This window comes from Streptomyces sp. NPDC091279, assembly GCF_044757465.1.
Classification (GTDB): domain Bacteria; phylum Actinomycetota; class Actinomycetes; order Streptomycetales; family Streptomycetaceae; genus Streptomyces.
In genome coordinates this window covers 263,039-276,766 of record NZ_JBIVVA010000006.1, presented here as the reverse complement: position 1 = coordinate 276,766, position 13,728 = coordinate 263,039, and the positions used below count along the sequence as shown (strand labels likewise).

Genomic DNA, 13,728 nt, shown 5'->3' with positions numbered 1-13,728 from the left:
ATCTGAGGGTCCGGTTACTTTGCTCGCATATGCGTGCATAAGGAAGGAAGCGGTGAGAGCGGTGCCCCAGAACGTTCCTGCGGACGAGCCTGACAAGCGTGTGTTGCGGCGAGGACTCCTCACGGTGAGAAGCGGGTTGACGGCCGATGACGTGCGGGCGGCGGCGGGCGAGCTGGCCCGGCGGGCGCTGGCGCTGCCCGAGCTGGAGCGGGCGCGCACGGTCGCCGCGTACGTCTCGGTCGGCACCGAACCGGGCACCCTCCCCCTCCTCGACGCCCTGCGCGCGCGGGGCGTCGCGGTGCTGCTGCCCGCGCTGCTGGCCGACAACGACCTGGACTGGGGCCGGTACACGGGCGAGGGCTCCCTCGCGCGCGTGCGGCACGGCGGGCGGATGTCCCTCTTCGAGCCCTCCGGCGACCGCCTGGGCCCGGACGCCGTGACGGCCGCCGACGTCGTCCTGCTGCCCGGTCTCGCGGTCGACGGGCGCGGGATGCGCCTGGGGCGCGGCGGCGGCTCCTACGACCGCGTCCTGGCCCGTCTGGAGGCGGCGGGAGCGCATCCCGCGCTCGTGGTCCTGCTGTACGGCTCCGAGGTCGTCGGGCACGTCCCGGCCGAGCCGCACGACCGTCCGGTGCAGGCGGCGGTGACCCCGGAGGGCGTGCACCGCTTCCCGGCACCCCCGGAGAGCTGAAAATGCCCTCCACGCACGCGTGGAGGGCTTTTTCACGAACCGGAGGTCACCGCGGTCAGGGCTTGAGGACCAGGGTGTCGCTCGTGCTCTTGTCGACGGCCTTGTCGGAGAAGGACCACGGCAGCAGTTCGCCGTCGGCCCACTTGTCGGTCTGGTCCGTGTAGTGGGCGCTGAAGGCGTGCCCGGAGGCACCGGTGAGGCTGATCCACTTCGACTTGTCGAGGTCGCCGAGGTTGACGACCATGCGCATCGACGGCACCCAGACCACTCCGTAGCCGCCGGCCGCGTTCCAGCCGGTGGCGTTGACGGTGCCCTCGCCGCCGCCGAGCTTCCAGGGGCCGCGGTTGAGGACGTACTTGAGGATGCTCGGGCCGTCGGTGCCGAGGGTCTGGTTCTTCAGGAACAGGCGGTGCAGCCGGCCCCAGCTCCAGGTGTCGATGTCCTTGCCGAGCTTGGCCGTCAGCTCCCAGCGGGCGTCGATCATGGCGCGCACGAACAGCTGGTCGCGGTTGTCGGCCTTGGGTCGGTTGCCGTTGGCCGGGGTCTTCCACCAGTCGCTGTTCTCGTCGTCCATGAGGTTGCGCACGACCTCGAACCAGCGGTCGCCGCCGTCCGGCTGGGCCTGGTCGGCGTCGCGCTGACCGCACTCCCTGACCTTCTCGGGGGCGTCGACGGGCCCGGTCGTGTTGACCGGGTCGACCCACAGGCACTGCCCCTTGACCCGCAGCTCCTTGGGCAGCTTGTTACCGAAGGCGAGCTTGACGATGTTGCGCCAGACGGCGTTGAAGTAGGCGGCCGCCGCCGAGTCGGCGTCCTGGGTGTAGTCCCAGCCCTCCAGGAGGTCCTGCGCCTGGCGGACGTCCTTGTCCTTGACGTCGAGCTTCAGCAGCTTGGGCACGAGCAGCTTGGCGATCTCGCTGCTGTTGTCGAGCTGCATCTGGCGCATGTCGTCGGTGGAGATCTTGCCGCCGCCCTTGATCTTCGACTCGATCAGGTCGGTGATGCGCTGGCTGCGGGTGCCGTAACCCCAGTCCGTGGTGAGCGTGTACGGGTACTTGTCCGGGTCGACGACGGCCTGGTTGGCGGTGACGATGTAGCCGCGCGCGGGGTCGTACTCGTAGGGCAGTGCGTCCTGGGCGATGTAGCCGGTCCAGCGGTACTTGGGGTCCCAGCCGGGCGCCGGGATCGAGCCGTCGTCGCCCGCCGCGCGCGTGGGGATCTTTCCGGGCAGCGTGTAGCCGATGTGGTTCTTGTCGTCGGCGTAGACGAGGTTCTGCGACGGCACGTCGAACTTGGCGGCGGCGGCCCGGAAGCTGGTCCAGTCCGACGCCTTGTCGAGGGCGAAGACGGCGTCCATGGTGGTGCCCGGCTGGAGCGCGGTCCAGCGCAGCGCGATGCCGTAGCCGTCGCCGCGGTCGGGCGCGGAGGTGCCGACGGTGGCCTTCTTGCCGACCTTGACGAGTTCGTCGTCGCGGTCGGACAGCAGGGGGCCGTTGTTGGTCTCGCGGACGACGATCTTCTTGGAGTCGCCGCCGGCGACCTTGATGGTCTCCTCGCGCGTGGTGAACGGCACGACCTTGTCGTCGTAGAGGTAGCCGTCGCCGCTGAACTTCTCCAGGTACAGGTCGCTGACGTCGACGCCCGAGTTGGTCATGCCCCAGGCGATGTTCTGGTTGTGTCCGATGACCACACCGGGCATCCCGGCGAACGTGTAACCGGTGACGTCGTACTGGCACTTGCTGGACACCGCGCGGCAGTGCAGGCCCATCTGGTACCAGACGGACGGCAACGAGGCCTGGAGGTGCGGGTCGTTGGCGAGCAGCGGCTTGCCGGTGATGGTGTGTTTGCCGGAGACGACCCAGGAGTTGGAGCCGATGCCCTGGCCGTTCACGCCGACGGCCGTCGGAAGGTCGTCCAGGGCGCTGTAGAGGCCCGTGAGCTGGCTCTGGAGCGCCGTCCCCGTCGAGGAGGCGGAAGAAGCCGTGGAGGCCGTTCCCGTGCCCGTGGAGGTGCCTGTGGACGTGCCTGTGGAGGTGCCCGTGCCGGACGTCCCGGTCCCGGAGGTGCCCGTGCTCGTGCCGGTGCCCGTGCTCGTGCTCGTGCCGGTGGAGGTGCCGCTCTGCTGGAACGTCCCGGTCAGTTCGTCGTACTGGCCCTCCTGGACGATCGCCTTGTTGCGGCTGTAGGGGTAGTCCGGGTAGAGGTCCTTGATCTGCTTCGGGCCGAGGCGACTGGTCATCAGGGCGCGGTCGATCTCGTCCTGCATGTTGCCGCGCAGGTCCCACGCCATCGCCTTGAGCCACGAGACCGAGTCGACGGGGGTCCACTTCTCGGGCTTGTAGTCGTTGGTGAGGCCCAGGGCGGCGTACTCCAGGGAGAGGTCCTTGCCGTCCTTGCCCGCGAGGTAGGCGTTGACGCCCTTGGCGTACGCCTGGAGGTACGACTTGGTGGCGGCCGACAGCTTGGTGTCGTACTCCTTCTTCGCCACCCGGTCCCAGCCCATGGTGCGCAGGAACTCGTCGTTCTTGACCTGGCCCTTGCCGAACATCTCCGACAGGCGCCCGGACGTCATGTGCCGGCGTACGTCCATCTCGTAGAAGCGGTCCTGCGCCTGGACGTACCCCTGCGCCATGAACAGGTCGGCGTCGGAGGACGCGTAGATCTGCGGGATGCCGTAGCCGTCCCGCTTCACGTCGACGGGGCCTGACAGACCGTCGAGCGTGATCGAGCCCTTGGTCTGCGGCAGGGACGCGCGAACGGTGCTGACGGACCAGTACCCGCCGTACGCGACGCCTCCGACGAGGGCCAGCACGAGCACGAGGACGAACAGTCGACCCTTGCGCCCCTTCTTCCTGCCGGACTTGCCGGGCTGTGGGCCCGTTGAGGCGGTGGTGTTCGGGGGCATCGCTGTCCTTGCTGTCCTAACGCGAGCGGCAGACGGGCTGAACTCATGGCGGAGCGCTGGAGCAACCATAGGCGCAGCCCCTCACGCGCCTTGACGCGGAGTGGGCAACCAGAGCGGACGGATGTTCGATCTCACTTCTGTGAGCGTCAAGGAATCGTCAAGAGTTAGGTAAGGTAACGAAGTACTTGGGTGCGGGGTTCCTCGACTTCGTGTCCTCTTGTACGGGAGCTCCCGCGCGGGATGCGTGTGAGCCAGGGAAGGGAACGGCCGCTGACTGTCCACCACCTCAACCAGCTTCTGCTCGTCTGCTCGCTGGTCCTGCTCGTCGCCGTGGCGGCCGTCCGGATCTCCTCGCGCAGCGGGCTCCCCAGCCTGCTCGTGTACCTGGGCATCGGCATCGCCATGGGCCAGGACGGCGTCGGCGTCCACTTCAGCAACGCCGAACTGACCCAGGTCATCGGATACGCGGCCCTGGTCGTGATCCTGACCGAGGGCGGCCTCGGCACGAAGTGGAAGGAGATCAAGCCGGTCCTGCCGGCCGCCTCCGCACTGGCGCTGGTGGGGGTCGCGGCGAGCGTCGGGATCACCGCGGCGGCCGCGCACTTCCTGGTCGGCCTGGAGTGGCGCCAGGCCCTCATCATCGGGGCGGTCGTCTCCTCCACGGACGCGGCGGCGGTCTTCTCCGTGCTGCGCCGTATTCCGCTGCCCGCGCGCGTGACGGGCACGCTGGAGGCCGAGTCGGGCTTCAACGACGCCCCGGTCGTCATCCTGGTGGTCGCCTTCTCCACGGCGGGCCCGGTGGAGCACTGGTACCTGCTGCTCGCCGAGATAGCGATGGAGCTGGCCATCGGCGCGGCCATCGGACTGGCCGTGGGCTGGCTCGGCGCCTGGGGCCTGAGGCACGTGGCGCTGCCGGCCTCGGGCCTCTATCCGATCGCCGTCATGGCCATCGCCGTCACCGCGTACGCGGCGGGCGCCCTGGCGCACGGCAGCGGCTTCCTCGGCGTCTACCTCGCCTCCATGGTGATGGGCAACGCCAAGCTGCCGCACTGGCCGGCCACCCGCGGGTTCGCGGAGGGGCTCGGCTGGATCGCCCAGATCGGCATGTTCGTCCTGCTCGGCCTGCTGGTCACCCCGCACGAACTCGGCGACGACGTCTGGCCCGCCCTCCTCATCGGCCTGGTGCTGACGATGGTCGCGCGGCCGGTCAGCGTCCTGCTCTGCCTGACGCCGTTCCGGGTGCCCTGGCAGGAACAGACCCTGATGTCCTGGGCCGGGCTGCGCGGCGCCGTGCCGATCATCCTGGCGACCATCCCCATGGTGAGCGGCGTCGACGGCAGCCGTCGCGTCTTCAACATCGTCTTCGTCCTGGTCGTCGTCTACACCCTCGTGCAGGGTCCGACGCTGCCCTGGCTGGCCCGCAAGCTGCGCCTGGGCGACGGCGCCGAGGCCGCCGACCTGGGCGTCGAATCGGCCCCTCTGGAGCGGCTGCGCGGACATCTGCTGTCGGTCACCATCCCCGACGGCTCGAAGATGCACGGCGTCGAGGTCGCCGAGGTGCGGCTGCCCGCCGGGTCCGCCGTCACCCTGGTCGTACGGGACGGAAAATCGTTCGTCCCACTGCCCACGACAGTGCTGCGGCAGGGCGACGAACTCCTCGTCGTCGCCACCGACCCGGTCCGGGACGCGGCGGAACAGCGGCTGCGCGCGGTCGGCCACGGCGGCAAGCTGGCCGGCTGGCTCGGCGCGGACGGCACCAACGGCGTGGACGCGGGACGCTGAGACGGCACCAAGAAGGCGCGCTGCCCGTGACGGGTGCCGTCGAAGTCCTTCAAGGGCGGCGCCCATGCCCTCGAAGGATGTCGTTAAGGGAATGTTTCGTACCGTTCACACCGGAACCAATCGCAGGTGAACGCGGTCACCGATCCCCCGTTCCACAGGTGCGTGGCTGACAGCCCCTGTACGCTGAAGGCGCACTCCTGATCGGACCAACTCTGCCTGACGCAGAGCTGGCGCGACCGTATGGCGGCCGGGACGACCCCTGTGGTGGGCGCCGGCATCTACCGCAGTTCCGCGCAAGAGGACAGCTCTCGGCGCCCCCGCACGGGCGCGCTACCAGGCGGCAGAAAGGCACGGGCCGTGGCATCCACGGTCAGCACCGAGCCGTCGAAGAACCCCTCGGCTCCCGCCCGTCCCGGTTACGGGCAGCTGCTGCGTACGCGCGGCGCCTGGACGTTCCTGCTGCCCGGCTTCGCGGCCCGGCAGCCGTTCGCGATGCTCACGATCTCGATCGTGCTGCTCGTCCAGCACACCACCGGCTCCTACGGGGTGGCGGGCGCCGCCGCGGCCGTCACCGGCGTCTCCATGGCGCTGTTCGCGCCCTACAGCGGCCGTCTCGCGGACCGGCACGGGCAGCGTGCCGTTCTCGTGCCCGGCGTCCTGGTGCACGCGGCTGCGGGGCTGACGCTGACGGCGCTCGCGCTGTCCCACGCGCCGCTGTGGGCGCTGTTCGCGGCGGCCGTGCCGACGGGGGCGTCGGTGCCGCAGATCGGGCCCATGGTGCGGGCCCGCTGGGGCGTGAAGCTCCAGGACTCGCCCCTGATGCCGACGGCGGCGGCCTTCGAGTCCGTCACCGACGAGCTGACGTTCGTTCTCGGCCCGCTGCTGGCCACCGCCCTGTGCACGGCCGTCGACCCGGCGGCGGGGCTCGTCACGGAGGCCTCGCTGACGCTGGTCGGCGGTCTGCTGTTCGCGGCGAGCCGGAGCACACAGCCCTCGGTGACCGCCGCCGGGCACGCACGCGTGGAGCACGTTTCCGCGCTGCGCGTCCCCGGGGTGCGGGTGCTGATCGTGACGTTCCTGGGCATCGGCTGCGTCTTCGGGGGCATGCAGGTCTCGCTGGCCGCGTTCACGCAGTCGATCGGCGAACCCGGCCTGAACGGCGTCCTTTACGGCACGTTCGCCGCGGGAAACATGCTGTCCGGGCTTGTCTGCGGCGCGCTCGCCTGGAAGAGCCCCCCGCGCCGCCGGCTGCTGATCGGGTACGGCGCGCTGGCGCTGACCGCCTCCGGGCTGTGGGCCGCGCACTCGGTGCCCCTCCTGGCCGGGCTCGGCCTGCTCGTCGGCGCGTGCGTCGCGCCCACACTGATCACCGGCTACACCCTCGTCGACGCCCTGGTCCCGGCCGGCGCCCGCACCGAGGCGTTCACCTGGCTGACCGGCGCGGTGGCGCTCGGCCAGGCGGCGGCGGTCACGGTCGCCGGACAACTGGAGGACCGCTTCTGGGACGGCGCCGGATTCCTGGTGCCGATGGGCGGCACGGTGCTCGCGTTCGTGGTGCTCGTGGCCCTGCGTTCCCGCCTGGTCGGACGGGGTCGCGGGACGACCGTCGCACGTGGCGTCGGTCACCGCGAGCCGGTGGCGGTGGACTGATCCCCTGGAATACGTCACTATGGACCGTCGTTAGCACTCACTGAGTGAGAGTGCCAGGAGGAAGACAGTGCCGACCTACCAGTACCAGTGCACCGAGTGCGGCGAGGGCCTTGAGGCGGTGCAGAAGTTCACCGATGACGCCCTCACCGAGTGCCCCGCATGCCAGGGACGCCTGAAGAAGGTGTTCTCAGCGGTCGGCATCGTGTTCAAGGGCTCCGGCTTCTATCGCAACGACAGCCGCGGCTCGTCGTCGAGCAGCGCGCCGGCCACGTCCAAGTCGACGACGTCGGCCTCCTCGGACGCGAAGTCCTCGTCGACGTCGACCACTTCGTCGTCGTCCTCGGACGCGAAGTCGAAGTCCTCGGGCAGCGGCTCCTCCTCCAGCAGCACTTCGGCCGCGTAACACGGCTTCACGAGACCCTGTCGTCACCGCACGGCAGGGTCTTCGTCATGCCGTGTCCGCCTTCCCTCTGAGGGGCTGTGGGAGGGGGGTCCCGCGGCGTCGGCGGCCCGGATACTGTGCTGGCCATGGCGAACGCAGAGATCGGCGTAATCGGCGGCTCGGGCTTCTACTCGTTCCTCGACGATGTGACCGAGGTCCAGGTCGACACCCCGTACGGACCCCCCAGCGACTCCCTCTTCCTCGGCGAGATCGCCGGCCGGCGGGTCGCCTTCCTCCCCCGGCACGGTCGCGGCCACCATCTGCCCCCGCATCGGATCAACTACCGCGCCAACCTGTGGGCACTGCGCTCGGTCGGCGTGCGCCAGGTCCTCGGCCCGTGCGCGGTGGGCGGTCTGCGCCCCGAGTACGGGCCGGGCACGCTGCTGGTGCCTGACCAGTTGGTCGACCGCACCAAGTCCCGGACGGGCACGTACTTCGACGGGCTTCCGCTGCCGGACGGCACGGTTCCGAACGTCGTGCACGTGTCCCTGGCCGACCCGTACTGCCCCAGTGGGCGGGCCAGTTCGCTCAAGGCGGCGCAGGGCCGGGACTGGGCCGCGGTGGACGGCGGCACCCTGGTCGTGATCGAGGGACCGCGTTTCTCGACGCGGGCGGAGTCGCTGTGGCACCAGGCGCAGGGCTGGTCGGTGGTGGGCATGACCGGGCATCCCGAGGCCGCGCTCGCCCGTGAACTGGAGCTGTGCTACTCGTCGTTGGCCCTGGTCACCGACCTGGACGCGGGCGCGGAGACCGGCGAGGGCGTCTCGCACGACGAGGTGCTCCAGGTGTTCGCGGCGAACGTGGACCGGATGCGGGGCGTCCTGTTCGACGCGGTGGCCGCGCTCCCCGCGACCCAGGACCGCGACTGCCTGTGCGTGAACGCCCTGGGCGGCATGAACCCGGGCTTCGACCTGCCGTAACGGGGGCGGCGGAGAGGGCGCGGGGCGGCGAGGGTTTCGCCGGGGCCGGGCGGAACGTCACGTTCGGGTGGGCGAGTTGTCCACAACCCGGCGCTTGTCCACGGGCTCCAGCGGGAATCGGCGGGAGGGCTCATCGTGGGCGGACCAGCCGATTCCTCCCGCAGGTGGTGACCAGCCGTGTCCTTCACTCCGCCCCCCTCCTCCCCGTCCTCCTCCCCGACCCCCTCCTCCTCGTCCTCCTCCCCCTCCTCCGCCGAGAGCCCGCCCGGTACCGACGCCCTCGCCACCTGTGAGGTGCCGCAGTTCGCGCCGGTGCGGGTGCGCGGCGGGTGGTACGGGACGGGCAGGTGCGTACGGCATCGGCGGCGCGCCCTCGCGGCCGGCCTCGCCGTCACCGCGGCCGCGCTGGTCGTGGCGGGGCCACGGGACGCCGGTGGTGCGCGCGGGCATCCGACGGCCGAGTCCGCACCCGGGCCCAGGTCGGTCACGTGGGTGGCCGCGCCGGTGCGGATCGCCGACGGCGCCACGGTCCGGCTGCTGCGCCCCGGGGACCGGGTCGACGTCATCGCCGCCCGGGAGACGCCGTCCGGCGCGGACGCCCGTGTGGTGGCACGCGGGGTGCGGGTGACCGAGGTGCCGAAGCCGCCGGAGGGCGGGGCCGACGCCGCCGACGGTGGGGCGCTGGTCGTCGTCTCGGTGTCGCGGGCGACGGCGACGAGGCTCGCCGGGGCGGGCGCGACGGCACGGTTGGCGGTGACCCGATGCGGAAGCTGATCGTCCGCATGCTGGATCGCCTGGTGTCAAGTCGCTCGTTCGAGGTATCCAATTGGACAGAACGGCGGCACGCTGACGTAGGTTGCGGAGCTGTTTGTTCCCCAACCTGTGCGTGCGAGGAGAGGCTCCGAGGTGAGCGAGAAGAAGGAACCAGGCGTCCTGCAAGGGTTCAAGACGTTCCTGATGCGTGGGAACGTCGTGGACCTGGCGGTGGCGGTGGTCATCGGCGCCGCGTTCACCAACATCGTCAACGCGGTTGTCAAGGGCATCATCAACCCGGTGGTCGGGACGATCGGCACGCAGAACCTCGACAACTACAGCTCGTGCCTCAGATCCAGCTGCAAGAACGGCGACGGCATCCAGCTCATGTGGGGTTCGGTGCTCGGCGCCACCCTGAGCTTCGTGATCACCGCGGCCGTCGTCTACTTCCTGATGGTCCTGCCCATGTCGAAGTACCTGGCCCGGCAGGCCGCCCGCAAGAAGGCGCAGGAGGACACCCAGGAGGCCATGGAGATGACCGAGCTGGAGGTTCTCAAGGAGATCCGCGACGCGCTGGTTGCCCAGCGCGGGTCGGGGCACGACGAGCGCTAGCCGCGACGCTCGACGGGGCCCGGTGGGCGTGGACCCGGTGGGCCCGAGAGATCCGGCAGTCCCGGCGGGCCGGTCCGACCCGGCGAACTCAGCGGCCCTTGGTGGGCCCGAGGGACCGAGGGTCGCGGGGCCGGGCGCGCTGGGGCTGGTGGCGTCAGATGTGGTGGGGCGGCTTCTCGTCGAGGAAGCGCTTCAGGTCGGCCGCGCTGTCCCGCTCGGCGCCGGGCCGCTCGCCCCAACCCCGGTCCGTGTCGTCCGCGGACTGCTGGTCCAACGGGTCGTCGAAGACCAACGAGGCCTTCGGCTCGCGCGGCTCGGGGGCGGGATCGGGACCGGTACTCATGGGTCCAGGGTACGCGGCGGACGGGGACCGGAACGCGGGCCGAGGGCCGGGCCGAGAACTGGGGCGACGCCCGCCCGCCGGCCCGGAGAACAGGGCCGACCCGGGTTTCCCGCCGCCTCTCGCACTCCGCTGGTACTCCCGGCGACCGTCCCCGGCGATTCCGTCGGATATCTGGTGTGCTGGGGATCATGACGACCAGTTCGACCGGTGGAGCGACACCGGACCCGCTCCCCTCCCCCGACGTGCCCACGGGCCGTGGTCCGCTGCGCGGGCTCACCGCGCGGGGCCGCCACGAGGCACACCGCGTGGCCTCCCCGCTGGAACTCTTCTTCGACCTGTGCTTCGTGGTCGCCGTCTCGCAGGCGGGCGGGCAGTTGGTGCACGCGGTCGCCGAGGGGCACCCGGGCGAGGGCGTCCTCAACTACGCGATGATCTTCTTCGCGGTGTGGTGGGCGTGGATGAACTTCAGTTGGTTCGCGTCGGCGTACGACAACGACGACACCCTCTACCGGGTCGTCACGCTGGTGCAGATCGCCGGGGTGCTGGTGCTGGCCGCCGGGGTGTCCCACGCGTTCCAGGACCACGACTTCCTGGTCGTGGTCCTGGGTTACCTGATCATGCGGCTGGCCATGACGGCCCAGTGGCTGCGGGCGGCCCTGTCGACCGGGGGTGCGGAGCGGACGATGGCGCTGCGGTACGCCGGTGGCGTGCTGGTCTGCCAGGTCGGCTGGCTCGGGCTGCTCGTCCTGCCGGAGGGCGCGCGGGGGTGGGTGTACCTGGTGATGGTGGTGCTGGAGATGTCGGTGCCGCCGTTCGCGGAGCGGGCTCATCCGACCTCCTGGCATCCGCATCACATCTCCGAGCGGTACGGCCTGTTCACGATCATCGTGCTCGGCGAGAGCATCGCGGCGGCGACCGTCGCCGTGAAGTCGGGGATCGACGAACACGATGCCCTGGGCGAGTTGCTGCCGATCGCCGCGGGCGGGCTGCTGATCGTCTTCGCCGCCTGGTGGATCTACTTCGTGGTGCCGATCCACGGTCACCTCCGTTCCAACCGGCAGGCCTTCCGGTGGGGGTACGGCCACTATCTGATCTTCGCCTCGGCGGCGGCGATCGGCGCGGGCCTGGAGGTCGCGGTGGAACAGGCCGTCGGCAAGGCCCACTTGTCCACGCCGGCGGCGTCCGCGGCGGTGACCGTGCCGACGGCGCTGTATCTGCTCACGGTGTGGGCGCTGCACTCCCGCTACTACAAGGTGGGCGTCGCGCAGCAACTGGTCCTGCCGACCACGGCGTTGCTGGTGCTTGCCTGCACCTTCCTGGGCGAACGGGCGGTGCTCGCGGCGGGCGTCGTGGCCGCGGTTGCGGTGGCGGTCGGGACGGGGCTGACGGCGCGTGGGGTGGGCCGAGGGCGTGGCGCCTATCGCCGCTGAGGGGCGGGAGTTCAGGGGCGCGCTGCGGCCGTGGTGACGAGGAGGTGCCCGAGCAGCGCGTAGGCGGTGACGGTGGCGCCGAACAGGATCAAGCTCGGGCCTGCTGGGCCTGCTGGGCCTGCTGGGCCTGCTGGGCCTGCTGGGCGCTGGAGGATGGGGAGACGGCCATGGTGCGATCAGTCCGGCCGGTACTCCGCGTGCGGGACGGCTCGTTCCCATGCCGCTTCGTACGCCGTGACGTACTGCGCGGCCAACTCCGGATCGTGCACGACCTCCATGCGCGGGCCGGTCCACTGCCCCTCACCGCTGAAGTGGTGCAGGATCACGGTCTCCTCATCCATGACCCAACCGTCCAGCGCCGGAAGCAAGAGACCACGCGCCCGCGAACGGGGCAGCCACCGCACGTCCTCACCCGCTGCGACGTTCGTGAACGTGCCGTCGTACTCGTAGCGCACGTAGTCACTCAGCGGCTCGGAGACGACGCGCAACCGCCGCATCGCCACTCCCCGAGCAGTGGTCTCGGCCACCACGTCCAGCCACGACCGCCACCACGACTCGCGGTCGGCCGGGTCGTACCGGTGCCCTTCCTGCCATCGGACGAACTCCGGGTCGTCGCGCATGTAGCTGTCCCTGAGTTCCAGGTGCCTCGCTGATCGCTGCGCCTTGGCAAGGCATTCACGTACCGCTGTTGCCACCGTTGCCCTCACTGTCCGAACGGGGGATGAACTGAACCATGTTCGCGGGCAATCGGACCACGCTCTCGTGAGCCGGGACATCGGTGGTGTGGCCCGGCACCGAGCCGACTTCCTGTGCTTGGCGAACGGTAGCCTCGTCCGCCGTCCATGACTGGATGATCAGGTCGCCGGTCGTATCGTCCAACCAGATCAAGGCGGGCGTCGTGGTCGCGCTGACGGTGTGCGGGGCGGGCCGGGTGGGGAGCGCGGGGCTGCGCCGGGTGTGTGACCGGGGCGTTGGGTGGGGCGGGGTGAGACTGGGGGCATGACAGTTGACGCGTTGACGGATGTTCTGGGGGTGCGGGTGGGGCACGCGACCCTCACCGGTGCGGGGCGGCTCACCGGGACCACGGTCGTGCTCGCCCCGGAGGGAGGTGCCGTCGCCGCCGTGGACGTGCGCGGCGGCGGACCCGGCACCAAGGAGACCGACGCCCTCGATCCGCGCAACGTCGTCCAGAAGGTCGAGGCGATCGTGCTCACCGGCGGCAGCGCCTACGGGCTCGACGCGGCGTCCGGGGTGATGGCGTGGCTGGAGGAACGGGGGCGCGGGGTGCGGGTCGGGCCAGGACCCACCCATGTCGTGCCGGTGGTCCCCGCCGCCTGCGTCTTCGACCTGGGACGCGGGGGCGACTTCTCCGCCCGGCCCGACGCCGGTACCGGGCGAGCCGCGGTCGAGGACGCGGCGGCGAGTGCGGTGGGGGCTCCGGTGCGGGAGGGGGGCGTCGGTGCCGGGACCGGGGCGGTCGTCGGGGAGTTGAAGGGCGGGGTGGGCAGCGCGAGCACCCTTCTCGGCTCGGGGATCACCGTGGCCGCGCTGGTGGTGGCCAACGGGGCCGGGTCGGCGGTCGATCCCGAAACGGGCGTGCTGTACGGGGAGTTGTTCCAGGGGCGGGTGGAGTACCCGGAGACCCACGTCCACCGGGCCGCCCGCCTGCGCCTCGCACAGATCGCGGCGAGCAATCCGCGCCCGCTGCTGAACACCACGCTCGCCGTGGTCGCCACCGACGCCGACCTGTCGAAGGCGCAGGCCCAGAAACTCGCCGGCACGGCGCACGACGGCATCGCGCGCGCCGTCCGTCCGGTGCACCTGCTCAACGACGGCGACACCGTCTTCGCGCTGGCCACCGGGGCCCGCCCGCTCGACGCCGAGGCGCCTCTCGCCCTCAACGAGATCCTCGCGGCGGGCGCGGACATGGTGACCCGGGCGATCGTACGGGCCGTACGCGCGGCCGAGTCGGTGACCACGGACGGCGGGACCTGGCCGGGGTGGGGGGAGCTGTACGGGTAGGGGCGGGGGGAGGGGGAGGGGGTGGGGGTGGGGCGGGGGGGAGGGGGGAGGCCCCCCCCCCCCACCCCCCCCCCCCCCCCCCCCCCCCGCCCCCGGGCCCCCCCCCCCCCCCGGGGGGGCCCCCCCCCCCCCGGGGGGGGGCCCCAATGGGTTGGGGGAGGCGCCCGTGGGGGGCCCC

At 71.2% G+C, this 13,728-nt stretch carries 13 protein-coding genes; 9 read left to right on the top strand and 4 right to left on the bottom strand.

All coding sequences use genetic code 11. From position 1 onward, the window contains the following. Positions 1 to 61: 61 nt before the first annotated feature. Positions 62 to 691 (top strand): 5-formyltetrahydrofolate cyclo-ligase, encoded by a 630-nt coding sequence (locus tag ACIQOU_RS17490; protein WP_401537793.1) that lies wholly within the window; start codon positions 62 to 64, stop codon positions 689 to 691. Positions 692 to 746: 55 nt separating this feature from the next. Here the strand turns inward: ACIQOU_RS17490 and ACIQOU_RS17485 are convergent, their stop codons facing one another. After that, positions 747 to 3,596, bottom strand: coding sequence for a penicillin acylase family protein (locus ACIQOU_RS17485; protein WP_401537596.1), 2,850 nt, complete (start codon positions 3,594 to 3,596; stop codon positions 747 to 749). 240 nt (positions 3,597 to 3,836) lie between these two features. On the opposite strand from ACIQOU_RS17485, the gene ACIQOU_RS17480 reads away from it, so the two are divergent. The 6 genes from ACIQOU_RS17480 to mscL all read left to right on the top strand — a co-directional run bounded on the left by ACIQOU_RS17480 (position 3,837) and on the right by mscL (position 9,755). Continuing rightward, positions 3,837 to 5,378, top strand: a complete 1,542-nt coding sequence (locus tag ACIQOU_RS17480; RefSeq protein ID WP_401537595.1) for a potassium/proton antiporter — start codon at positions 3,837 to 3,839, stop codon at positions 5,376 to 5,378. Between the two features lie 357 nt (positions 5,379 to 5,735). Then, positions 5,736 to 7,028 (top strand): MFS transporter, encoded by a 1,293-nt coding sequence (locus ACIQOU_RS17475; protein ID WP_401537594.1) that lies wholly within the window; start codon positions 5,736 to 5,738, stop codon positions 7,026 to 7,028. A 67-nt stretch (positions 7,029 to 7,095) separates the two neighbouring features. Beyond that, positions 7,096 to 7,431 (top strand): FmdB family zinc ribbon protein, encoded by a 336-nt coding sequence (locus tag ACIQOU_RS17470; RefSeq protein ID WP_401537593.1) that lies wholly within the window; start codon positions 7,096 to 7,098, stop codon positions 7,429 to 7,431. Between the two features lie 125 nt (positions 7,432 to 7,556). Continuing rightward, positions 7,557 to 8,390: an S-methyl-5'-thioadenosine phosphorylase gene (locus ACIQOU_RS17465; RefSeq protein ID WP_401537592.1), complete on the top strand. Its 834-nt coding sequence runs from the start codon at positions 7,557 to 7,559 to the stop codon at positions 8,388 to 8,390. Positions 8,391 to 8,567: 177 nt separating this feature from the next. Continuing rightward, positions 8,568 to 9,164: an RcpC/CpaB family pilus assembly protein gene (locus ACIQOU_RS17460; RefSeq protein ID WP_401537591.1), complete on the top strand. Its 597-nt coding sequence runs from the start codon at positions 8,568 to 8,570 to the stop codon at positions 9,162 to 9,164. A 132-nt stretch (positions 9,165 to 9,296) separates the two neighbouring features. Then, a complete protein-coding gene (mscL, locus tag ACIQOU_RS17455) occupies positions 9,297 to 9,755 on the top strand; it encodes a large conductance mechanosensitive channel protein MscL (protein ID WP_401537590.1) in 459 nt (152 codons plus the stop codon). 154 nt (positions 9,756 to 9,909) lie between these two features. Here mscL and ACIQOU_RS17450 read toward each other — a convergent pair whose 3' ends face one another. Continuing rightward, entirely contained in the window at positions 9,910 to 10,098 is a 189-nt protein-coding gene (locus ACIQOU_RS17450; RefSeq protein ID WP_401537589.1) for a hypothetical protein, read from the bottom strand. Positions 10,099 to 10,286: 188 nt separating this feature from the next. On the opposite strand from ACIQOU_RS17450, the gene ACIQOU_RS17445 reads away from it, so the two are divergent. Next, complete coding sequence (locus ACIQOU_RS17445; protein ID WP_401537588.1) at positions 10,287 to 11,528, top strand: low temperature requirement protein A; 1,242 nt, start codon at positions 10,287 to 10,289, stop codon at positions 11,526 to 11,528. A 176-nt stretch (positions 11,529 to 11,704) separates the two neighbouring features. Here the strand turns inward: ACIQOU_RS17445 and ACIQOU_RS17440 are convergent, their stop codons facing one another. Then, positions 11,705 to 12,223, bottom strand: coding sequence for a DUF6879 family protein (locus ACIQOU_RS17440; protein WP_401537587.1), 519 nt, complete (start codon positions 12,221 to 12,223; stop codon positions 11,705 to 11,707). Continuing rightward, positions 12,204 to 12,416 carry a hypothetical protein gene (locus ACIQOU_RS17435; protein WP_401537586.1) on the bottom strand — a complete coding sequence of 71 codons (213 nt, stop codon included), beginning with the start codon at positions 12,414 to 12,416 and terminating at the stop codon, positions 12,204 to 12,206. Before ACIQOU_RS17435 ends, ACIQOU_RS17440 begins: the two co-directional genes overlap by 20 nt. A 111-nt stretch (positions 12,417 to 12,527) precedes the next feature. On the opposite strand from ACIQOU_RS17435, the gene ACIQOU_RS17430 reads away from it, so the two are divergent. Beyond that, the gene (locus tag ACIQOU_RS17430; protein WP_401537585.1) at positions 12,528 to 13,550 is read left to right on the top strand and encodes a P1 family peptidase; all 1,023 of its coding nucleotides are present in this window, start codon (positions 12,528 to 12,530) and stop codon (positions 13,548 to 13,550) included. The last annotated feature ends 178 nt before the right edge of the window (positions 13,551 to 13,728 follow it).